Source organism: Chryseobacterium sp. Marseille-Q3244 (assembly GCF_940807095.1).
GTDB lineage: Bacteria > Bacteroidota > Bacteroidia > Flavobacteriales > Weeksellaceae > Chryseobacterium.
Map to the genome: position 1 here is coordinate 457,596 of NZ_CALNWX010000002.1, position 19,673 is coordinate 477,268.

Here is a 19,673-nt window from a genome sequence, read left to right on the forward strand (position 1 = left end):
TGAAATTTTGTCAAATAAAACAATTTTAAAACTATGGCAATATCCATTATCACCAAAGAAGACCTTCAGCAGTTTAAAGTTGAATTGCTGGAAGCTATCAAAGAACTATTACAAGGTAATACTACAGAACAAAAGTTGTGGCTTCGCACCTCTGAGGTCAAGAAGATGCTTAATATTTCTTCAGGCACATTACAGAACTTAAGAATTAATGGAACACTATCTTACAGTAAGGTAGGAGGGACATTATACTACAATTACAAGGATATTGAGAAACTACTGAAAGATTTCAAACATTAATTGGTAGTAATAATTATGGAGAAATCTAAAAATATCATCAGTTTCTTAGGCTCTTTTATTCAGGATAGCCGGATGTATCCTTCACATCTCAGCTTATATGTTTCAATTTTCCAATTGTGGAGTTCAACCAAATTTCAAAATCCCTTTCGTGTTTGTCGCGAAGAGTTAATGAAGCTAAGTAAAAATAAATCTTTTGCAACCTACCATAAATGTATTAGGGAGATACATAATGCAGGATTTATTAATTATTCGCCGAGCTATAATTCTTACGAAGGAAGCTCGATTGAAATTATTGATTTTGAAAGTGTAGATAAGAACAAAAATGAATTAAGCTTGGAAGAAAAAGCCTTGCAAGAGGAAATATTTAATTTTTCTGTACCAGCGCTATATGAGATTGAAATGTATTTCAATGAGCGGGATATAGTATCTGAAGAAGCGTGTCAATTTTATTCATTGTATCAATCTAAGGATTGGAGTTTGACAAATGATAAACCAATGAAATGCTGGAAATCAGCTGCAAGAAATTGGATTTCGAAAATGAAAAACAGCAATCAAAACCAGAACCTATGAAAGAAATAAATCTTAAAACTCCAATGTGGAAATTAACTGTTGGAGAGTTTTTAGAAATTTCAAAAGACTTCATATTTCAACAAAAATACGAATATGGATTAAAGGGATTGGCAAAAATTCTGGGATGTTCCATTTCAAAAGCTTCTGAAATAAAATCATCTGGAATATTGGATGAAGCCATTATCCAAAAGGGTAATATAATCATTATTGACATTGAGAAAGCTTTGGAGCTTTTCGCCCAGAAGTAATATGTATTACCTTGAATTAATACAACGATTTTGGGATTTTAATAAGATTGTCAAAATAAGTCCTACTGAGATTGCTTTGTATTTGTACTTGCTTAAAATTGGTTATGAAAAAGACCGCTATGATTTTAAAATCTCTGATGTGGAATTAGCAAGAGAGTTGGGTCTGACGAGAGTTACCATAAAAGCGTCAAAAGATAAGCTCAAAAATAGAGGACTAATACAATTTCAGACCAGCAATGGGCTTCCTTGCTACTATCGTTTACTTTTAGATTATTCTTTTGAGATTAAACCGGAAAAAGAAGGTATAAAAAAAGATTCTGATACGGAAAACTTACGAAAAAGAGCAATTCTAGAAATCCCTCAAATCATTGACAACTTAGCCAATGAAAGTACCATCATCCCTTCTTGGGAAGAATTTATCAGTTATGCAAAGACGTTGCAAAGCTATGATTCGCCAATGGATTTTTCCATTGAAAAAAAATATAAAATCTGGGTTGATAAAGGATGGAAAAATGCATTTAATCGTCCAATCAGTAATTGGAAAGCAACACTAAAAAGTACACTGCCCTATATGAATAATTCAAGTGAAGATAATCCAATTTCATTAAAAGATATTCCAAATATAAAGCGCCCCTAACTCAGAATTAAAAATCATTAAATCAAATTTCAAAAAGTAATGGGTAAAAAAGAAATTACAATATCCGATTTAAAACTTGGACAAAAGGTTATTATTAATGGTATGCTTGCAGAATATAAAGGCATCCAAAAAGTACGAATTCTCAATTTGGGTAAGGCTGACAAAAGAGTTTTTAAAGCAGAAGGAGTTAATATTTTTAAATATTACAGCTTAGCTGATGGCTCGAAAACGCTTAAAAGTGAAAAAATTAAATTGATTTAGTCCTTCCAAGCAATTTGAAATATAATTAGATTAAATCTTACAATATCTTAAACAATAGAATGGCTAATCCAGATAAGGATTTTCGATTAATCCGTAACAAATTTGAAGTTAAGAATGAATTCAGTCAGGAAAGAATAAGAATAGGAAATCGTTTTGTAGATGACTTTATTTTCGATGACAACGAGGCTGCAGATATTCCAATTAATGCTTTGCGTGTTATTTTCAATATTATTTCTATAATCAGTAATGAACAATTTCGTCCGCAAGACCGACCTAAACAATTATCGCTTTTTGATGAAGAGTTTGAGACGGACAACAATATTTTTGCGTCCATTAGAATCAGAAACAGTAAAATTTCACCAAGTGGTTCAACACAACAAGTCGTTGATGCATATGAGTTTCTTGCACGATTCAAAATGGGTTGGTATAAATCTTTGAACTCAAAAGGAAAAGAAATTAAAACTTTCGGTGGATTGATTTCTACACCCAGTTATGACAAACGTGGTTATACTACATTTTTAGTCAGCAGTTATTGGCTTAAGAAACTGTTGGTCATTCCTGAATACAACTACATTTTATATAATTTGGTCTACAACGTAAGAAACAACAAACATATTATTTTCGCCATCTGGCTTTCAAAAATACCTGAAAGTGGAACAGTTCTAAAGTTATCGACTTTGAACAAAAAATTTGGACTTAACTATAAAACAGCCAATGATTTCTGTTTTAAGTTTCTAAAGCTTGCAAGAATTAGCTTGGATATACACAATAGTTTATCTTTCAACTACCAATACAAAGGGGATTCTATCTTTATATTTCCTTACAAAGCTAAAATTACTTCAGATGTTTTGATGTCCGAAGACTTACAAAAAACACCTGAAATCACTAAAAGGTTAAGCTATTTCCGGAAAAGATTTGGCTTACAGGAAAATGAAATGAAACAATTCTTTCATCAATACAGAAATATTCCCCAGACCCGAATATTGATAGAAAAAGCTTTTAAAAGATTCATCAAAATCTGCAGATTGAAAAAAATACAGTCTGTCATATTTCAAGGGATAGCTTTTTTACAAGAAATTCAGAAGCTGGTTATACAAATATATCAGGAGAGTAGAACCGGAAAATTAATTCCAAATGGTTACCCGATAATATTGTGAATTCGGAATTGCGCTCATTCGGATTTCGGAATTGCGGTAGCTGGAGTTAAAGAAATCTTAAAAAATGATAGCTTCAGTCATTGTTTTCGGAATTGCGCTCATTTCATTTTTTCTAATAGAGTTAAAATTATTGGTTATCATTAAAATCGCGAATAATTGAGAGAATCTATAAACAATTAAAAAAGGCATTTCGGAATTGCACTCATTCCAAAATCTGGTTTTTTTCGGATTTGTGCTCATTTCAGTTTCGGAATTGCACTTATTTTAAATTCGGAATTGCACTCATTCGAAAAATAATGGAAATCCTTTGTGGTAATACGATATGGCGATTTACTAAAAGTATATTAAAAGTAGATAAAAGTTTTTTTTTATCTAAAAGGAAAATGAAGATGAAAAATTTGCTTTAAAAAGAAAAAAAATGAATTGCGAAGAAATTAAACAAAAAATAGGAATCAGAACTGTTCTGGAATCGTTCAACTTATTTCCGTCCAAAGAAAACCGAAGAACGGCTTTTTACTTTGCAATTGACAGAGAGGAGAGGACACCCAGTTTATCTGTTGATTTTGTGAAAAATAGAGCATTTGATTTCGGGACTGGCAAAAGCTATGATGTGATTTCAATTGTGCAGCAAATTAATCAATGTTCTGTTTCTGATGCTTTGAAATACTTGGCAAGGTTTGGCTTTTCTGTCCAGAATGATATTCAGAAAGTTGATTCTAATCAAGAATTGGAATACGAAATCTTAAAAACGAGTGAAATTAGGCACTTTGCATTAGTTCAGTATTTAACATCACGAAGAGTTTATGAGCAAAAGGATTTGGTCAGAGAGATTCATTACAAAATGAATGGAAAAAAGTATTTTGGAATAGGCTTTTTAAATGACTCTGGTGGTTTCGAAATACGAAACAAATATTCTAAAATCTGTTTGAGTAAGAAAGATGTTACATTAATAAAAACTCAAAATAATAACTTTGATGAAATTGCAATCTTTGAAGGCTTTTTCGATTACCTTACTTACAGAAATATGGAAAAAGAACAAAGCTCAGATTATCTGATTCTCAATTCTACATCAATGCTTTTTAAAGTTGAAAACGAATTGAAGAAGTATAATAAAATCTCACTGTTTTTAGATAATGACTCCAATGGAAAATCTGTCAAGTCTAAAATTGAAAAACGATACAAAAATGTAGAAGACTGTTCCGTGATTTATGAGTCGTATAATGATTTGAACGAGTGGTACTGCAACATTTAGAGGGTGTTTTTTATTTAAATATTACGAGAAAAAATGATGGAGAAATAAAATTATTTCAAATATTACTGAAAATGAATTCGCATCTTTTGTCGATATTTTCCTTAGGAACTTCAATAACTTTATAACCAAATTTTGTATAAGTCTGTTTCATTAAATCAAAAGTATATACTGCCTCTTTCCAAGTTTGTTTTCTTTCATTATCTGTTTCGTAGATGTCTAACCAAGGTGGCAGGATAAATACTTTTTGATTATATGGATTTGAGCGTACAACAGCCACTATCTCATCGGATACAGGAATATTCTCCATTTCCATATAACAGATTGCACCCAAAATTCCTCTATCAAAGAAAACTGTTTTATCCAAAACTTCGCTTGTTACTTTTTGATAAGTTTTTAAAGAAGCCTCAAACATCAACTCCGCATATAAAATTTTATTCTTCCACGGCAGTCCTTCACCATTAATCTGCATCTGTTGTTTAATAATTTGGCGGGCATCTTCAGGAATGACACGTTTTCCCTTAATTTCAAGTGCATTTAGTAAAGTTGTCTTTCCAGCTCCAGGTCCGCCGGTAATAACAAATAGATGTTGGGATTTATTTTTGAGCATAGATTTTTATTTTGGTATTCAAAAACAAATCCCAACTGAAAAGCTGGGATTTATTTTTTATCAATTATTATTTCTTAGATTCTTCAACAGAGATTTTTCTAAAGTCTTTAAATAATTTACTTAGTTCCAAAGCAGATTTTCTTGCTCTAGTTCCAGCTGCTTTGTTTCCTTTTTCAACTTGTTGGTTTGCTTCTGTAGTGAACGCCTCAAATTCTGCGTTGATTTTTTCGATAAGTTCTTTCATAATGTATGTTTATATATTTAATAAGACCGCAAATATAAATTTTTATTCCTTTTTATAAGCACTTTTAAGCCTATTTGCAAATTTTTTATAGAATGATAAATCATCAAACTATTTGAATTTCATTTTACAAAAGTCAGAATGTGAAAAACGATTTTTTTCTAATGGATTTTCCTTTGTTTTTCGTTGACAAAAACTTCATTGAACCAATTCATAACTGTGGTTTGTGCTTTTTACTATTGCAAATGTAGGATAGCATCATTCACTCAAAAAAATCTTTTTGGGTTTCTACAAAAATTCTTTCCACTTCATTCCAATAATTTTTCCAGACACTCCTAAATCCTTCGGACAAAAAGATTTCAAGCCCGATTCACCACTGTAATCCATTACGGGAAGTGAATCGGGTTTTGTGTGCCTGATGCTTTCCTATAATCATAGGCAAAGAAAAAGCCGGAACCTCAGTTATACTAATCAATTCAACTCAAGACGCTCTTTGACATCAACGAAAAAACAAATAGAAAAACAACAAAATATACTGTTTTTCAAAACTTAAATATAAAAAAGAGAGCCGAGTGTCCTCGATACCAAATCAAATCACTCAAGATTTTAATCATTAATAAAATAAATAATTATCAACGAAATCATTAACAAAATAAATCGAAACATTATGAACACAATTATCGGTAGAGTTACCAAAAACGCAGAAATCAACATCTTAAAAAACGACAAGCAAGTTGTGAATTTTTCAATAGCCATCAATGACAGCTACAAAAATAGACAAGGAGAAAAGGTGGAGCAGACCACTTATTATAATTGCGCATATTGGCAAAGTCCTAATGTCGCAAAATCTTTAACTAAGGGAACTTTGGTTGAACTATCAGGCAGAACGAGTTCAAATGCGTGGATAGGTAAGGATGGAGAGATAAGGTCTGGATTAAACTTCCATACTTCAAATATAAAGTTTCACGGAGGAGGAAAACGAGAAGATGTACAAAACTTTGTGACAGAAAAAGCGCAAGACAAAAAAACATTTGCGGAAGATACAGACGACGATCTACCATTCTAATTAGTGAAATTTATGGAAGCACAATTTAATTTTCAGATAAAGCAGAAAAAAGACAAACGAGGATGGGAAGACATAGAAGTTTATTATCTCACCGAATGTGACAGAACTACAGCAGTACGATATGCAAGAAAGATTTCCAAGATCTTTAAATCAGAAATCCGATTAACACAAGGGGCAGAACCTCTTAAAGTAAGTGGAACTTATATCTACGAAACCAATTAACAAGAAAAATTAGAAAATGAAAAAATCAATCAAACCAACCGAATATTTTTTAATAAAAGCAAAGAGCGAATGGGACGACTGTGATTTTGCAATTATACATATCACCGAAGAATGGAAAAAAATCCAAAAGAAAAGATTGGAAGTTGTGAAAATTGTGAAAAATGATTCTGATTTGAAATGGCTCAACTATGAAGATGTCAAAGTTGAGTTTTTCAAATTCTCTAAAGAAAACTACCCTCAAATTGAAGAATGGCTTTCAGAAAAAAATCAATTTTTCGTCGAATTGGAAAAAGATGATTTGAAACAACTTTTACAACCCGAACACGATTTGCACAACCGTCAAATGCAAGTTTTTAAGAGCGGAAATGCCATCTACAACGCATTCGGAAAACACACAAGCGAAGAATTTTTTACAGAAGAATTTTCATTGGAGGAATTCACAAAATAATTTATAGATTCAAAATTTCACATCATAAGAATTATGCAGACCAATTTTTTCAGACATATAGCAAAAATGGACTTAACAGGAGATTTGCAAATCACACTTCGTCCAACGACTGAAAATTGCTTTGTTCTTTCCATACTGCTCAGTAATGAGCAGTGTGGAGACGAAGCAAGGAAATTGATTCCACCTCTCAATCTTCGTGGTACAGCAGAGGAACTCGATAACGGTTTTTTTGAACAAATAACGACACCATTGCAAACCGCTTCTGGATTGATGGTGGATATGGAAGCTTTTATGAAGCAACTTGAAGAAGTTAAAAAGAAATCGGCAATGGAAAAGGAAAAGACGGACAAGGAAAAAAAGGAAAAAGATACCAAAGAAAAAAAGTATAAAGAAGCATTGCAAAAAGCCGAAGAACTTGAAAAAGAGGGAAAATATAAAGATGCTTGGACAGCACTTCCAAAAGCATCAGATTATCCCGACTTCGCCGAAGTTATCCGCGGTAAACAAGACGAGTACTCCAAATTTCTTGCCCCCAATCTTTTTACTGAAAGCAATGACAACAATGTACCAACTGAAACTACCTAACCTTAAAAATCTTAAAAATGTTACTTGCAACACTATTAGAACGAGTTTTTGTTTTGAAACACAATGGACACGAAATAAAACTTACAGACCCCGAACCTAAATGGAGTGTAGAAGCTGTGATGAATTTTTACGCTAATACTTACCCAATATTAACCACTGCAAAAGTTTCAGCACCGCAGATTAAAGATGATACTATACAGTACAAATTTGAAAGTGTAATGGGGACTAAGGGATAGATAAATATTGCGACTTGTTAAGAGCAAATAACTTTAAATCCAGTCCTCATTTTTCAGCAACCAACAACAAAATAAAAATGAATGCAACAAAAAATCATATCGGGAAAAATCAAGTTACCGGAAGAAAGACAACAAGAAGAGTTACATCAACAATTGGGCAGGTTCGCTCATTGGCTTCAAAAACCAAAGACCTTGAACGAAATTCGGAAAGACAAACAGAAGTCTGTACCAATAGCAATGCTTCCAATGGTTTTCTGAAATGTAAGTTTCTACCAAAACAAGAAGAAGTTTCACATTTTCAAGGTAGCAAGAAAATACTTAACACAGAAAGGGACTTTTATAAGTCCCTTTCTAAATTTTCCAAACAGTATGGAGTAGAGCCAATGCAAACAAAAGACTTTGGTTTTCCATATAATTTGGCTTTGGCAATGTGGGATATAAAAACGAAAATGAAACAGGCTAATGCGGATTGGAATCAATTCAAACTCATACGAACTAACAAAAAGTTTCATTTTGCAAAAGAAGAACAGTTCTGCACTAATACATCACTTTATTTTATTCCCGTTGTACCACTTTTTAAAATGCTTCACGACAAAATGTGTAAAAAGAATGCTCAACTTTTACTTTCGGTTTTTAGTTACCTTTATCATATTGCCAACGTTCCATATTATAGACAACAAGCTAGTTATCTGTATTGGATATACGAAATGCACGAAGGATGGATGGAGGAGGATGAAGCAGGAGAGGATTCACATCATTATTGCAGAGAGTTTGAAATGTCAAAGAATATAGGAGACAAAATAGAACGAAAAATTTTTAATATTAAAAATTTGGATTTTTTTGAACAGCGTTTGAAGTGTTTTAAAATCCAAAATGAATTTGACATCATTTGCCACAAAGTTGCTTCCGAAGCTTTTGCTCTTTATTCAGAATATCCAAATACAACAATTTTCAGAAATAAACCATCATCTGAAGAAAACCCGCACGATGACGATTATTCCAATAAAGCTATATCAATGGATATGTACATTTCATTTGTAGCTAACACCAAAGGCTGTTTGTACAATAATATTGAAGATAGCATTAATGCGGAGTTCAATGAATACGGAAGCATTGAAGAGCCAACTATTTACTTACCTATTAATGGAACAGAAATTCCAAAAGCGGATTTTGATTTTGAATATCGTTTATTCGCTTTAATGGAAAAATTACATCAAGTATTAACCTGTAAAAAATTAGAATGAATAATGTAATTGACACCAACAAATATTTCGGAATACTGTACGAACCAAAATCTGCATTGGTTTTTTACGAATCTTTAGATAAAAATGAAATGTACGTTGAACATTTTGATATGGACAGAAATGGAAATCCAGTCAATGCACATCCGTTAACTGTTAATGAAGCAAAAGCGTTAGCAAAATCATTAGTCATTGATGAAGAAATCGAGAAAGCCTTTTTAAAATCTAAAGGAATCTTAGCCAATAACATTTTGCATATTAACCCAAGCCAAAAAGGTTCAGTGATTTGGTACACCAAAGCACAAGAACGACAAATGTATTTTGTGAAAAATCTGGAAATACCCAGCGGAAAAGCAAAAGTTCCTGCAATGCTATGGATTGCGGATACAGAAACTCTTTCTGTTTTTGCATTATCAAACGATAAAAGACCAACAGAAAAAACACCATTGCATTATGCTCCATTTTTCAACGTCTATAATGACGGTGATGTTTGTATGGGAACTGTAGATATAAAAATTAAAAACTCAGCTTCGGTCGAAGAATTTATAGAACAATGGGAGAACTACTTTTTCAATTCTTATTTCAGCCATTTGGTAGGTAATCATAATCCTATTGATGGGAACTTAGTCAACCTTTGGAAAAAATTGCTTGAATCAAATGAAGCTTTTCCTGTCAAAATGTTAAAGAAAAACAATAAAACCCTCAAAAATTTATTACGATGATTGCAACAAAAATAATGGTTCATTTTGCAGACAATTCTTTGCTTAGTCCGACCAACCCAATTTCATTAAACCTAATTGGAGGAGGAGGGACAGGTTCTAAAGTTTTAACAGCTTTAATGGAAATGAACCACAGTCTTATTGAATTAGGACACGCAGGATTACAGGTTCGTCTTTGGGATGATGATATTGTCACAAATGCCAATATAGGCAGACAACGGTTTGCAGAATGTGAAAGAGGATTGTATAAATCCGTTGCGTTAATCAACCGCATCAATCGATGGGCAGGAACCAATTGGAAAGCCGAAACACAAAAGTTTGAAAAAGATAGCTTCGGCAGATTTTCAGAAGATGCTAAAGCAACGATTACAATGACCTGCGTAGATAATGTACAGGCAAGGTTTGGTGTTGCAGAAATTTTAAAAGAGAGAGATGATTATAAAAGTTTCAGCAATCAACCTAAATATTGGATTGATTTTGGGAATGGTAAACATACGGGGCAAGTCTTGTTATCTACTGTTGGAAGCTTAGCACAACCAAAATCCGATAAATATGAAACAAGAAGTAATCTTCCATTTATTACTGAGGAATTCGGAGAACTTCTAAAACAATCCGAGACTGAGGACGATACGCCAAGTTGCAGTCTGGCAGAAGCTTTAGCAAGACAAGATTTGTTTATCAATTCAACTTTGGCTCAAATGGGATGTTCGCTTTTGTGGAATTTGTTCTGTGATGGATTAACTGAGAACAGAGGTTTTTTTCTTAATCTAAAGAACTTCCATTCTCAAGCGATTAAATTGTAGATTTTGCTGTCCGATGAAAGTCGGGCGGCAAAAATGCAATTCCTTCCTGAGGTCGGAAACGCATTTTTGCAAAATAAGGAGCAACCCTATTTCAAAAAAATTGCCTTGTTTTGGCTTTAGATATTTTTGAAAAAAGGATGCGGAGTATTTTATTTTTTTGAATTATTAAAATCAAGTAGATTCAAAAAATCTTGTTCAGTCATCTTAGTTCCAAACAACTTTTAAATCTTTAAATTCTAAGTTTGATTTCGTTTTCTCAAATGTATTTCTTTCAGGCTGTGAGGTCGTTTTGAATTTAAATATTTTGATAAACAATGGCTCACCTTGTATATCTTTAAATGAAAAATTTAGTCTGAAAGGAACATTTTTGGCCAATTCAGGAAATGGTTTGCTGGATTTATACAAGTCAATTTTGTGTTCATTACCTTCGATATCCACAATACTAATATCTTCGATTGTCATTTTTTTATTCTCATCCTTGGACATAATAAGGAAACTTATTTCAATGTTTTTCCCAGCTTTATTACCTGTAACTTTTGTGATTCTATAAGAAGAATTTTCTGTTTCTGTTTCAAGAATTGGCTTATTGATTTCAAGCACTTTTTTTAGATAATCGTTTTCAGAAGTCAAAACTTTATTGGTTGATTGCAAAGCTTCGTTTTCTTTTTTTAGAGCTTCACAGTTCGTTTGGCTAAATCCTGATATTCCGATTAAAAGTAGTGATAATATAATTAGTTTTTTCATAAACCCTCTTTAATAATGTGTTTGTTGGATATTCAAATATACAATTATTGATTTTTATTTCTTGTTTTACAATCGAAAAAGGGTTCTAATTCTTATGCTTTTTTTCTGACTACATAGGTTGTTTTCAGTTTGCAAAAGTATAAATCCTTTTCTGCTCAAAAAATCTTTTTGGGTTTCTAAAAAATTCTTTCCACATCGCTTCAATAATTTTTCCAGACACTCCTAAAATCCTTCGGGCAAAAAGATTTCGAAGCCTTCATTTCATTTTTCCATTCCGGTTTTGGCTGAAACTGGATTTCTATCGTCAAAAAGCAATGAAAAACAACTCCATAATCAGAAAAAATTAAAACACAGCAATCTGTGACTTTTCCGAAAAATAAAACAAAATACAAACATTTTTAAAATTTCAATTATGAAAAATCCAAACATTTCAGCCAATGATTTTTATGACAGTTTTATGGGAACAGAATCTTATTACTCCTACATAGGAAAATTGTTATTAACAGATGGTGTCATAACTATAGCTCGGGAAGAATCTTGCTTTTGGTTTCTTGACTGCATTGCATCCTACCAATATTCAGAAAAATTTCAAAAAGAAGAATTCCAAGTCTGGAAAATCGAAAGAATTGAAGCGAATAGATTCAACCTTTCTGCGACTGACGGAAATGATAATGTTCTGGCTACACAAGATATTGAGTTTTCTGATTTCTTCTTTAATGAGTTTACAATCTGGAAAGAAGATAATGTTTTACTCCTACCAGTGAACATTAATCAAAAAGAACCTCACGATGTACAGGCAATCGTATTTTTTTAAATTAAAAATATTTAAAATGGGAACTTACTCGATAATATATTTGAAAAAACCAGAAAAAGCGATAGAGGTAAATGAACTTCTCAAAGAACAATATAATCTAAAGTATGAAACTTACAATGGGATAGATTATGGTCTATTCTTTTCGCAAGAGATGTTTAATGAGGACTTACGATTTATGAATGAAGATGAGGAAGGTATAACTAATTTACCACATTTTAAACGTCCTATTTCCAAAGAAACTTACTATTCTCTTCTTTTTGGTTTAGGAAATTGTTTTGGAGATATAGGAACTGTCTGCATTAAAATCTCAAGTATTTCCGACAAAGACATAGATACTATTGCGGCACTTCAAAAATTTTCAAAAACTCCGGAGTTTAAAAAGTTGATTAATTTCAGAAAATCTAAAAATCTTCAACGATTATTGCAGACTAAAATGTAATTAGTTATAATAAAGCCAATTGGGATAAATTCCAATTGGCTCTTTTTTTTGTAAAAAGTTGTCAAAAATGCAATTGCTCCCTGTGGTCGGAAACGCATTTTTGAGACGTCTGAAGCAACCCCATTTCAAAAACATTTCCGTGCAAAGACTTTAGATGCTTTCGAAAAAAGGTTGCAATCTTTTTGAAAGAATTTCTAAGATTTATTGTAATATAATTTGACCGCTAAATCAAATTCTTTTAATATTTCATCATAACTGGTTCCTAACAACTTAAACTCGGTTGCGAGCTGGGACTTATATTTAAGAATTAAATTTGATGGAATACCGTAGAATGTATTTCTAAATATCTCAGAAGCATATCTGTTTTTATCATTCATAGATAATGAATTGATTAAATATAGATGCTTTAGAAATTTAATACAAGTATTAATGACTGATTCATCACCGTGTATTGTAAACTGTAGATTCTCTAATACTAAAGGGTAATAGTTCTCTCTACCTGCTATAAAGTCATAGAATTCGTTTTTTAAGGTGTCAAGTCCTATTCCTATTCCCAAATATTTTGACTTCAGAAGAAATCTGTAAAACTCACTGTTACATTTTTCGGGATAATAACTGAGCAAATATTTTTCTGGATTTATATAATTATAATATAGGTTTTGTTCAGATTTTATTCTTATTAAAGAACTGTCACTGCTTATCAATCTGTACTTATCATTAGATGAAAAATACATATTGTCTACCATTAAATTTGAAAAATTACCTGTGAAATCAGATTCATTTTGTTTTAATTTAGGAAGAACATTTAGCTTTTCTTCAACATAATCGATTTCACAATTTTCATTTACCCAATCTAAAATCGATTGAAAAAAGGTAGTTCTTTTTTCATTGTAATCTTCAGGAACTGGGCTTGGTCTGACACCATCCATAGTTATCTGAACATACATAAACGTTTTGTGAGAACCTTTTAATTCTAAAATTTTATTTTCAATATGTTCCTTTATGTAATAAGATATTTTAAACTTATGAATGAATTTGAAATCAAGTTCTTTTTCCAAGAAATAAAAAAGCATCAAAGAACTAAAATCCAATGCGAATAGAATGTCAGGACTATCTGTGATTGACCTGACTAATCTATTGGGAAGTGTAGTGAACTTACTACCAGAGTCAGTTGTTAGATGTAGATAGGCATCTATAAAATTATCTTTGAATACAGCTCTTACAACTTCCGTATATCCAATTTTCCAGCTGTAATAATTGTTTAGTGATTCTCTAATTCGTTCATTTTCTTGGGAACCACTAATGCCAAATTGCTCAATAAGCATTTTCTCAAAATCCTTAGGATTTGTAGGTGTCTGAAAAGATTCAAATCCCAGATTGTTTAGCGGATTATGTGCCTCTTCATTGATTTCTCGGAATAAGTTTACAGCATCATTGAATATCTCAATAATCACTACAGAATTAATTCTATTGGTCATTGGGGAAGGTATAGACACTTGATCTCCAATTTTTTTCCCAATTAAATTCTTATGAAATTCATTACCTGGAGAAATCTGTTCGCGAAATTTTTGATCACCAATTGTATACACCACATAGTATCCAAAACAAATCTCGTCATATCTTTCAAAAAATGAATCATATAGAGTAGATCCCACCATATAGTTTTTTCTGGCCATTGTATTACTAGGATTTTTTGCCAGGTTGTAAAGTATATCGAATCCCTTTTTTGGATTAATGTCATTTCTTCCCAAGATTCCAGAAATAAAAACTCCTACCTCTTCATCATTAAAGATCTCAGACATACTGTCAGAAATATCTTTGATTTTATCAAAATCACTAGATCTCTCAAGCGAAACTAAATAAGAATACAAATATCGTTCGTTACTTGGAAATTTAATATATAGAAATTCACTGATTGTTTTTAGCTTTGGAAAGTCATTAATTGTTAGATAAAGATTATACTCGATTTTACAAAGGTGTTCATCTACAAAACTGCTGTTTAACCTCCAAAACTCTAAAAGAGTTAGTAATTCTTTGTAACGAAACTGTTCTGAATCATTTTTATCAGAGAGTTGTTTATCAAGTAATAATATGTAAAGTCGTAGGGTGCCAGAAACTTTTGATTTGTCTAAATATGAATCCAGATATTGTATTGCTTCGTTGGTTTTCCCTATAAAATCTAAATCCTCAGCAATAAGATTTTTACAGTTAATATTTAACTCCACACTATCTTTTATGCTATTCAGGGATTTATAAACTTCTTTTTCATCATATTTCTCAATATATCTTAAATCTACAATTGTTTTTAATAAAGTCTTAATCTCGTTTGGATAAAAGTTTTTTTGCAGGGCTAAATCTAGATATTCAACATATTTGTGCTTATTTCCGATTTGCCTTTGAACATTGAAAAATGCACTGATAATGTTGAACAAATGTCGTTCATCAAGAATATCTATCGATTCCAAATAATTTTTATACAATTCATCAATATCATCATTCTTTTCAAGAAGATAAAGAACGATTGATTTGAAAAGGTAAAATTCAGAATGTAGTTCTTCTCCTGATTTTTCATATAGATTTAAAGAATCCAATGCCTTTTGGTAATGCTCTTGGTGATTATAAATCTGGCATATTGCATTAGTGAAAAACCATTTAGGTTTTTCTATTTCATTGTATAAACTTTCTAATATCTGTATATCTTCAGGGCTATTGGATATTAAGTATTTTAAAAAATGGAGATAAAATTTTTGATTTTTGGTGGAATCTGCGATTTCTGAGTTTTCTAGACCAACTACATATTTCTCGATGAGGCTCAAACCACTATTCAATTCTGGAAAACGTTCAATAGAAAAATGTTTTCCGTTGATGTATCGAATAGGATGGTCATTGAAAGTTCTATTTACAAAAAGATCTATAGCAACTAAAAATGAGTCCTTGTTCTGAAAATTAATTTCTTTGTACTTCTCGAAATCAAAAGTTAGCTTAAGATTATATTGTCTCAAATCTTCTAGATAATTAAGTTTCTCGACTCTTATAATGTGATAAATTATACTGTGACGAAAACCGTAATCGTTGATTATTACATTAGGAACAGTTTTTAAAAATTGTTTGATATTACTGGACGTTATTGTCTTTACTATCCAAGCTGTAAGATTATACTCATCAATACTTAATAATTCGTCTGCTAATATTACAGCTTTTTGAGAATCTGGAATATGAAGATATTCTATGCAGGCTTTGGTTTTTAAAACTTCATCCTCTTTATTGAGATTATAAGCGTGAATGAAATCTTTTGCAGATTCTTGACTTGTAAACTCAGACAATTCTCTTTTACAAAGAGCTTTTAAGAATAATAACTTGCTTTTTGTTTTATTATCTACTGTAGTCTGGCTGTCATTTATTCTTTTTTCAAGAGCTTGAAGTAAAACAAGAGCTGTTTTGGGTTTGAAAGCCAGAATCAGGTGGTTGATTTCATCAAGCTGTTGCTTATACTCTGTAAGTAAAAGACCTAATCCATCTATAAATTGAGTAATATTATTATAAATTTTATCTCCAATCTCAACGCTTTCAGCATCAATATTTCCAGTGTTTACATTTTTATACTCCATAATCGTCGCCTATCCTAAAATTACCACCTTGGGTATTTACGTCACCAGTATTTACGTTTTTACTTTTGTATATAGAAGTTTCTGTTTTTGGAACTTTGTTAAGAATTTCCTTTAGAAATTTGTCATTTTCAGGATTATCTTCAATAGAATTCTCAATTATTGCTTTAATGACATTTTGTCTTTCTTTGTCTTCAGGAGCATCAATTAATTCTTTAAGTGCATTTTTTGGTTCATTATTTTTGAAAAATAAAGACTTTAACCAATCAATGCTTCCTTCGGTTAGTTTTTCACTTGATGTATCAACAACTTTCTCAGCACTTTTCTTAGCTAATTCAATTAAAAATGGGTACAATGCAGCAATGGCTGCTGTAGTAATTAATGGCATAGTTTAAATATTAGTAGATTATCACAAGCAATGTACCAATTTGGAATGTGTCAAATTGACAGTGAGTATTGTAGCGGAGTTTAACTAGTACACAACTAAAAACTTCTAATATGGCATTGTTACCTTAACCTGCATAAAATATTTGCAGCCAAAAAAATCTTATAACCTAGCATTTTACCTGCAATAAAATCATAAATATGAACCGCAATCCTGTAAAAGTAATTTACAGGTTTTGTTAAGACCTCAGTAGAAAGTTTACAGTTTCACTCCAAACCTGAACAAAAAAGTGTGTAATAAGATATCTTCATTTTATTATTTTTTTTGATTGCATAATAATGTCTTTTAAAATATTTATAATCAAATATTTATATTGTTTTTTTGTTTCTCTAAAAAACTCGTGCGTTCTGATAGCAAGATGTGTCTTTGTATATACAAACTTTTCAAGTTTGATACACAAAGACTCTCTTGCCTTTTCTTCAAAAAGGGTAAAAAACTGCGGAACTTGTTTTTTTGTTTTCTGTGAAATTAGGTTTAAGATTCCAGATTAATCCAGATTATTCTTTTTTAATCTCCAGAGATTCCAGAATCATCCAAATTCATCTTATTTAGCCCAGCTCCCATTAACACTATTGTTTTCAAGGTTTTGATGTCCCAACTTTGCAGAAGAAATGTTAACCAAAAAACGAAATGAGAATACCTTTTTATTTTTTTCTGCTATTTACTGTGATAACTATGCGAGGGCAAGTCGGAATCAATACCAAATTACCAGAAGCTACTTTGGATGTTGTAGGAAAACCAAGTGATTCTAATCATTATGATGGCGTAATTCCTCCTCGTATTACAGGCGACCAGTTATCTGCTAAGGTATATACTTCAGGTAAAAAGGGTGCTATCGTTTTTGTGACATCTCCTGCGACCAATTTAGTCGGTCAGGTTAAGTCTGTTGTTGAAACAGGATTATACTGTTTTGATGGAAGTTTTTGGCAGCTACTTTTACAAGATAAAGATCCAATCGAATATTTCATTTTACTGACATTCGACCCAACCAGTACTGCAGGTCTTACTGCAACATCAACTTGGTCAACTCCGAGAAATCAGTGGGGTAATACAAACGCATATTTGACTTCATCGAAATCTTACTCTGTAGGAACAAAAAATTTTGGAGGATTAAATGGAAATATATCTTTTAAAAAAATTAATGGTATTGTCAATATCCGTTTTCAGTTATACAGATTAGATAGTGAACCAATCACAGGAAATACTTTCATAAACATTGGAGATATATGCAGTGATTTAGGGTTTGTTCCGTATCAAATCGCCCTACTGCATCGAGAAAATTCAACACAATATTTTCCAGCCTTGCTTGAAAATTATGGTTTTCAAATTCCGCAAAGCACTTTAAGTTCAATGTCACCCTCATTTTATACATATGGAGAAGTGCAAAGTTATTCTAACTGGAGGAAGCCATATCTAAAATAGAATTTTCAAAATTGAAATTCTGATACAAGTGATGAAAGAAAGCGATTCTATAACCAAATGAATTTAAATAAAAACAATAATAAAATGAAAACACTTATTTATCTTTTTTTGTCCTTTTTTGGTATAGCGGTTCACGCTCAAGTCGGAATCAATACCCAAACACCAGAAGCAACATTAGAAGTTGTAGGCAAACCCAATGATACTAATCATTATGATGGAATTATTCCACCACGTATCACGGGAGAGCAACTGGCAACAAAAACTTATTCAACTGCGAAAAAGGGAACAATAGTCTTTGTCACATTACCTGCTACAAATTTAGTTGGCCAAGTCATTCATATTACAAAATCAGGTTTATATTATTTTGATGGTAGTGCGTGGATACCTTTTATTCAGGAAGACCCTCTAAATAACGTTGCTCTCAGAGGAAACTCCTCAACTGTCGAACTCGTTGTCAAAAGTAATCTCCATCTTGATTTTGATAGTAAGGAAAATTATACACTTGGAAATTCCCGAAGTCAAATTACAGGCGAGTATAATTCCATCGTTGCAACAGATTCGAAGATCACTTCAGGAAAAGGAAATTCTGCTAGTTTTTACGCAATGTCTCAGGGAGAAATAACCGGTAAGTTAAACTATGGAGCAGGTGTATCAGCACTAAATGGAATTGCAAACGGAATAATTTCAGGAAACAGAAATATTGGAATCGGAGCAGGAGCAATGTCATACATCACTTCCGGAAATGATAATATATCGATAGGATATTTGTCAGGTACAGGAAACCGAACAGGTTCAAACAATGTATTTATTGGTGTTGGAGCAGGTAGTCCAGCTTCTGGAAATAGAAGCGTCAGCAATAAATTAGCTATACATTCAACCCCCGTTACAACAAGTTCAACCAACTTCTGGGATAGTATCACAAATAATTATACTGATTACAAATTCGCGTTGATTTCGGGGGATTTTTCTGAAAGATGGCTCAATATCAATGGAAAATTAAGTGTCACTCCTTCACAAATGCCAAATGCAGATAACGATTCTTCATATACGAAAAGAGTGGTGGCTAAATCTGATGGATCATTTGGTTTTGCTACTGAATTAATTCCTCAACCACCACCTGTAGGAACGTATGTTCTAAAGAGTGTAAATGGTGTGGCAAACTGGGAAGCACTTTAATGCATTGCAAATTTAATTGAACTTAAAAAAATAGAGTGATGAAAAATTACCAAATATTTTTAATTCTGTTATTATGTATTTCATTGACCTCCTGCAAAACCATAGTAGCTAATCCTGGGAAACCATTAATTGAAAGTTCAATAGAAGTTGGCAGAAGCTATGAAGTTCAAGATTTTAATGCAAAAGTACTTAATCTAAAAATAACGGGATTTGATAAAGATTGTATCTATGGAATTTCAGCTAAGAAAGAACAGATTAGCCTTGAGAAAGCAGGCATTAGGCAAATGAAGAAATGGAAAGTATTGAATTCTGTTTTTGTTGGCGCTTTAGCAATTGCTGCTCTAATTTTTATTCCAATTTAGATATACCAGAATGAAACTATTTACTATTTCAAATGAGTCCGATTGAAACCGAGAATAAGACTATCATTTTTAGAAT

At 31.9% G+C, this 19,673-nt stretch carries 25 protein-coding genes; 20 read left to right on the forward strand and 5 right to left on the reverse strand.

The features are described 5' to 3' along the window. The first annotated feature begins 33 nt into the window (after nucleotides 1-33). The 7 genes from NBX25_RS05195 to NBX25_RS05225 all read left to right on the forward strand — a co-directional run bounded on the left by NBX25_RS05195 (nucleotide 34) and on the right by NBX25_RS05225 (nucleotide 4,422). Complete coding sequence (locus NBX25_RS05195) at nucleotides 34-297, forward strand: helix-turn-helix domain-containing protein (RefSeq protein WP_002981172.1); 264 nt, start codon at nucleotides 34-36, stop codon at nucleotides 295-297. Between the two features lie 15 nt (nucleotides 298-312). Further along, the gene (locus NBX25_RS05200; RefSeq protein WP_250253004.1) at nucleotides 313-867 is read left to right on the forward strand and encodes a hypothetical protein; all 555 of its coding nucleotides are present in this window, start codon (nucleotides 313-315) and stop codon (nucleotides 865-867) included. After that, nucleotides 864-1,115 (forward strand): DUF3853 family protein, encoded by a 252-nt coding sequence (locus NBX25_RS05205; RefSeq protein ID WP_002981170.1) that lies wholly within the window; start codon nucleotides 864-866, stop codon nucleotides 1,113-1,115. Before NBX25_RS05200 ends, NBX25_RS05205 begins: the two co-directional genes overlap by 4 nt. Nucleotide 1,116: 1 nt before the next feature. After that, nucleotides 1,117-1,752, forward strand: a complete 636-nt coding sequence (locus NBX25_RS05210) for a helix-turn-helix domain-containing protein (RefSeq protein ID WP_250253005.1) — start codon at nucleotides 1,117-1,119, stop codon at nucleotides 1,750-1,752. Between the two features lie 39 nt (nucleotides 1,753-1,791). After that, nucleotides 1,792-2,013, forward strand: a complete 222-nt coding sequence (locus NBX25_RS05215) for a hypothetical protein (protein ID WP_002981168.1) — start codon at nucleotides 1,792-1,794, stop codon at nucleotides 2,011-2,013. A 59-nt stretch (nucleotides 2,014-2,072) separates the two neighbouring features. Then, a complete protein-coding gene (locus NBX25_RS05220) occupies nucleotides 2,073-3,170 on the forward strand; it encodes a hypothetical protein (RefSeq protein WP_002981167.1) in 1,098 nt (365 codons plus the stop codon). 418 nt (nucleotides 3,171-3,588) lie between these two features. Further along, nucleotides 3,589-4,422 (forward strand): DUF8464 domain-containing protein, encoded by an 834-nt coding sequence (locus NBX25_RS05225; RefSeq protein WP_002981166.1) that lies wholly within the window; start codon nucleotides 3,589-3,591, stop codon nucleotides 4,420-4,422. 55 nt (nucleotides 4,423-4,477) lie between these two features. Here the strand turns inward: NBX25_RS05225 and NBX25_RS05230 are convergent, their stop codons facing one another. Together NBX25_RS05230 and NBX25_RS05235 are read right to left on the reverse strand one after the other, a co-directional pair. Beyond that, the gene (locus NBX25_RS05230) at nucleotides 4,478-5,029 is read right to left on the reverse strand and encodes an AAA family ATPase (protein WP_002981165.1); all 552 of its coding nucleotides are present in this window, start codon (nucleotides 5,027-5,029) and stop codon (nucleotides 4,478-4,480) included. A 67-nt stretch (nucleotides 5,030-5,096) separates the two neighbouring features. Beyond that, nucleotides 5,097-5,273: a BF3379 family histone-like protein gene (locus NBX25_RS05235; protein WP_002981164.1), complete on the reverse strand. Its 177-nt coding sequence runs from the start codon at nucleotides 5,271-5,273 to the stop codon at nucleotides 5,097-5,099. 664 nt (nucleotides 5,274-5,937) lie between these two features. Between NBX25_RS05235 and NBX25_RS05240 the strand changes: the two genes are divergently transcribed. The 8 genes from NBX25_RS05240 (at nucleotide 5,938) to NBX25_RS05275 (ending at nucleotide 10,590) form a co-directional block, all read left to right on the forward strand. Continuing rightward, nucleotides 5,938-6,336: a single-stranded DNA-binding protein gene (locus tag NBX25_RS05240; protein WP_002981163.1), complete on the forward strand. Its 399-nt coding sequence runs from the start codon at nucleotides 5,938-5,940 to the stop codon at nucleotides 6,334-6,336. 12 nt (nucleotides 6,337-6,348) lie between these two features. Next, nucleotides 6,349-6,558 (forward strand): hypothetical protein, encoded by a 210-nt coding sequence (locus NBX25_RS05245; RefSeq protein WP_002981162.1) that lies wholly within the window; start codon nucleotides 6,349-6,351, stop codon nucleotides 6,556-6,558. A 16-nt stretch (nucleotides 6,559-6,574) separates the two neighbouring features. Next, nucleotides 6,575-7,006 carry a hypothetical protein gene (locus NBX25_RS05250; protein WP_002981161.1) on the forward strand — a complete coding sequence of 144 codons (432 nt, stop codon included), beginning with the start codon at nucleotides 6,575-6,577 and terminating at the stop codon, nucleotides 7,004-7,006. Nucleotides 7,007-7,039: 33 nt separating this feature from the next. Next, nucleotides 7,040-7,591, forward strand: a complete 552-nt coding sequence (locus tag NBX25_RS05255) for a PRTRC system protein E (protein ID WP_002981160.1) — start codon at nucleotides 7,040-7,042, stop codon at nucleotides 7,589-7,591. Nucleotides 7,592-7,608: 17 nt separating this feature from the next. After that, a complete protein-coding gene (locus NBX25_RS05260; RefSeq protein ID WP_002981159.1) occupies nucleotides 7,609-7,827 on the forward strand; it encodes a PRTRC system protein C in 219 nt (72 codons plus the stop codon). Between the two features lie 77 nt (nucleotides 7,828-7,904). Next, complete coding sequence (locus NBX25_RS05265) at nucleotides 7,905-9,071, forward strand: hypothetical protein (RefSeq protein WP_002981158.1); 1,167 nt, start codon at nucleotides 7,905-7,907, stop codon at nucleotides 9,069-9,071. Next, nucleotides 9,068-9,790: a PRTRC system protein B gene (locus NBX25_RS05270; protein ID WP_002981157.1), complete on the forward strand. Its 723-nt coding sequence runs from the start codon at nucleotides 9,068-9,070 to the stop codon at nucleotides 9,788-9,790. The genes NBX25_RS05265 and NBX25_RS05270 overlap by 4 nt, the downstream gene beginning before the upstream one ends. Then, on the forward strand, nucleotides 9,787-10,590 hold the full coding sequence (locus NBX25_RS05275; RefSeq protein ID WP_002981156.1) for a PRTRC system ThiF family protein: 804 nt from the start codon (nucleotides 9,787-9,789) through the stop codon (nucleotides 10,588-10,590). The genes NBX25_RS05270 and NBX25_RS05275 overlap by 4 nt, the downstream gene beginning before the upstream one ends. Nucleotides 10,591-10,794: 204 nt before the next feature. Here the strand turns inward: NBX25_RS05275 and NBX25_RS05280 are convergent, their stop codons facing one another. After that, nucleotides 10,795-11,334 (reverse strand): hypothetical protein, encoded by a 540-nt coding sequence (locus NBX25_RS05280; RefSeq protein ID WP_002981155.1) that lies wholly within the window; start codon nucleotides 11,332-11,334, stop codon nucleotides 10,795-10,797. Nucleotides 11,335-11,746: 412 nt separating this feature from the next. Between NBX25_RS05280 and NBX25_RS05285 the strand changes: the two genes are divergently transcribed. Then, nucleotides 11,747-12,148 carry a DUF6876 family protein gene (locus tag NBX25_RS05285; RefSeq protein ID WP_002981153.1) on the forward strand — a complete coding sequence of 134 codons (402 nt, stop codon included), beginning with the start codon at nucleotides 11,747-11,749 and terminating at the stop codon, nucleotides 12,146-12,148. A gap of 16 nt (nucleotides 12,149-12,164) precedes the next feature. Continuing rightward, nucleotides 12,165-12,587, forward strand: coding sequence for a hypothetical protein (locus NBX25_RS05290; protein ID WP_027374947.1), 423 nt, complete (start codon nucleotides 12,165-12,167; stop codon nucleotides 12,585-12,587). 194 nt (nucleotides 12,588-12,781) lie between these two features. On the opposite strand, the gene NBX25_RS05295 is transcribed toward NBX25_RS05290, so the two are convergent. Then, nucleotides 12,782-16,195: a hypothetical protein gene (locus tag NBX25_RS05295; RefSeq protein WP_250253006.1), complete on the reverse strand. Its 3,414-nt coding sequence runs from the start codon at nucleotides 16,193-16,195 to the stop codon at nucleotides 12,782-12,784. Next, entirely contained in the window at nucleotides 16,185-16,580 is a 396-nt protein-coding gene (locus NBX25_RS05300; protein ID WP_002981150.1) for a Het-E N-terminal domain-containing protein, read from the reverse strand. The genes NBX25_RS05295 and NBX25_RS05300 overlap by 11 nt, the downstream gene beginning before the upstream one ends. 687 nt (nucleotides 16,581-17,267) lie before the next feature. On the opposite strand from NBX25_RS05300, the gene NBX25_RS05305 reads away from it, so the two are divergent. The 3 genes from NBX25_RS05305 to NBX25_RS05315 all read left to right on the forward strand — a co-directional run bounded on the left by NBX25_RS05305 (nucleotide 17,268) and on the right by NBX25_RS05315 (nucleotide 19,597). Then, nucleotides 17,268-18,059 carry a hypothetical protein gene (locus NBX25_RS05305; RefSeq protein ID WP_002981148.1) on the forward strand — a complete coding sequence of 264 codons (792 nt, stop codon included), beginning with the start codon at nucleotides 17,268-17,270 and terminating at the stop codon, nucleotides 18,057-18,059. Nucleotides 18,060-18,167: 108 nt separating this feature from the next. After that, on the forward strand, nucleotides 18,168-19,235 hold the full coding sequence (locus NBX25_RS05310) for a phage tail-like protein (RefSeq protein WP_250253007.1): 1,068 nt from the start codon (nucleotides 18,168-18,170) through the stop codon (nucleotides 19,233-19,235). 38 nt (nucleotides 19,236-19,273) lie between these two features. Next, nucleotides 19,274-19,597 carry a bacteriophage spanin2 family protein gene (locus tag NBX25_RS05315; protein ID WP_002981146.1) on the forward strand — a complete coding sequence of 108 codons (324 nt, stop codon included), beginning with the start codon at nucleotides 19,274-19,276 and terminating at the stop codon, nucleotides 19,595-19,597. The last annotated feature ends 76 nt before the right edge of the window (nucleotides 19,598-19,673 follow it).

Excerpts from the sequence above, each read along its gene's own strand:
- NBX25_RS05195 (WP_002981172.1), top strand. The coding sequence starts at position 34 with ATGGCAATATCCATTATCACCAAAGAAGACCTTCAGCAGTTTAAAGTT.
- NBX25_RS05200 (WP_250253004.1), top strand. The coding sequence starts at position 313 with ATGGAGAAATCTAAAAATATCATCAGTTTCTTAGGCTCTTTTATTCAG.
- NBX25_RS05205 (WP_002981170.1), top strand. The coding sequence starts at position 864 with ATGAAAGAAATAAATCTTAAAACTCCAATGTGGAAATTAACTGTTGGA.
- NBX25_RS05210 (WP_250253005.1), top strand. The coding sequence starts at position 1,117 with ATGTATTACCTTGAATTAATACAACGATTTTGGGATTTTAATAAGATT.
- NBX25_RS05215 (WP_002981168.1), top strand. The coding sequence starts at position 1,792 with ATGGGTAAAAAAGAAATTACAATATCCGATTTAAAACTTGGACAAAAG.
- NBX25_RS05220 (WP_002981167.1), top strand. The coding sequence starts at position 2,073 with ATGGCTAATCCAGATAAGGATTTTCGATTAATCCGTAACAAATTTGAA.
- NBX25_RS05225 (WP_002981166.1), top strand. The coding sequence starts at position 3,589 with ATGAATTGCGAAGAAATTAAACAAAAAATAGGAATCAGAACTGTTCTG.
- NBX25_RS05230 (WP_002981165.1), bottom strand. The coding sequence starts at position 5,029 with ATGCTCAAAAATAAATCCCAACATCTATTTGTTATTACCGGCGGACCT.
- NBX25_RS05235 (WP_002981164.1), bottom strand. The coding sequence starts at position 5,273 with ATGAAAGAACTTATCGAAAAAATCAACGCAGAATTTGAGGCGTTCACT.
- NBX25_RS05240 (WP_002981163.1), top strand. The coding sequence starts at position 5,938 with ATGAACACAATTATCGGTAGAGTTACCAAAAACGCAGAAATCAACATC.
- NBX25_RS05245 (WP_002981162.1), top strand. The coding sequence starts at position 6,349 with ATGGAAGCACAATTTAATTTTCAGATAAAGCAGAAAAAAGACAAACGA.
- NBX25_RS05250 (WP_002981161.1), top strand. The coding sequence starts at position 6,575 with ATGAAAAAATCAATCAAACCAACCGAATATTTTTTAATAAAAGCAAAG.
- NBX25_RS05255 (WP_002981160.1), top strand. The coding sequence starts at position 7,040 with ATGCAGACCAATTTTTTCAGACATATAGCAAAAATGGACTTAACAGGA.
- NBX25_RS05260 (WP_002981159.1), top strand. The coding sequence starts at position 7,609 with ATGTTACTTGCAACACTATTAGAACGAGTTTTTGTTTTGAAACACAAT.
- NBX25_RS05265 (WP_002981158.1), top strand. The coding sequence starts at position 7,905 with ATGAATGCAACAAAAAATCATATCGGGAAAAATCAAGTTACCGGAAGA.
- NBX25_RS05270 (WP_002981157.1), top strand. The coding sequence starts at position 9,068 with ATGAATAATGTAATTGACACCAACAAATATTTCGGAATACTGTACGAA.
- NBX25_RS05275 (WP_002981156.1), top strand. The coding sequence starts at position 9,787 with ATGATTGCAACAAAAATAATGGTTCATTTTGCAGACAATTCTTTGCTT.
- NBX25_RS05280 (WP_002981155.1), bottom strand. The coding sequence starts at position 11,334 with ATGAAAAAACTAATTATATTATCACTACTTTTAATCGGAATATCAGGA.
- NBX25_RS05285 (WP_002981153.1), top strand. The coding sequence starts at position 11,747 with ATGAAAAATCCAAACATTTCAGCCAATGATTTTTATGACAGTTTTATG.
- NBX25_RS05290 (WP_027374947.1), top strand. The coding sequence starts at position 12,165 with ATGGGAACTTACTCGATAATATATTTGAAAAAACCAGAAAAAGCGATA.
- NBX25_RS05295 (WP_250253006.1), bottom strand. The coding sequence starts at position 16,195 with ATGGAGTATAAAAATGTAAACACTGGAAATATTGATGCTGAAAGCGTT.
- NBX25_RS05300 (WP_002981150.1), bottom strand. The coding sequence starts at position 16,580 with ATGCCATTAATTACTACAGCAGCCATTGCTGCATTGTACCCATTTTTA.
- NBX25_RS05305 (WP_002981148.1), top strand. The coding sequence starts at position 17,268 with ATGAGAATACCTTTTTATTTTTTTCTGCTATTTACTGTGATAACTATG.
- NBX25_RS05315 (WP_002981146.1), top strand. The coding sequence starts at position 19,274 with ATGAAAAATTACCAAATATTTTTAATTCTGTTATTATGTATTTCATTG.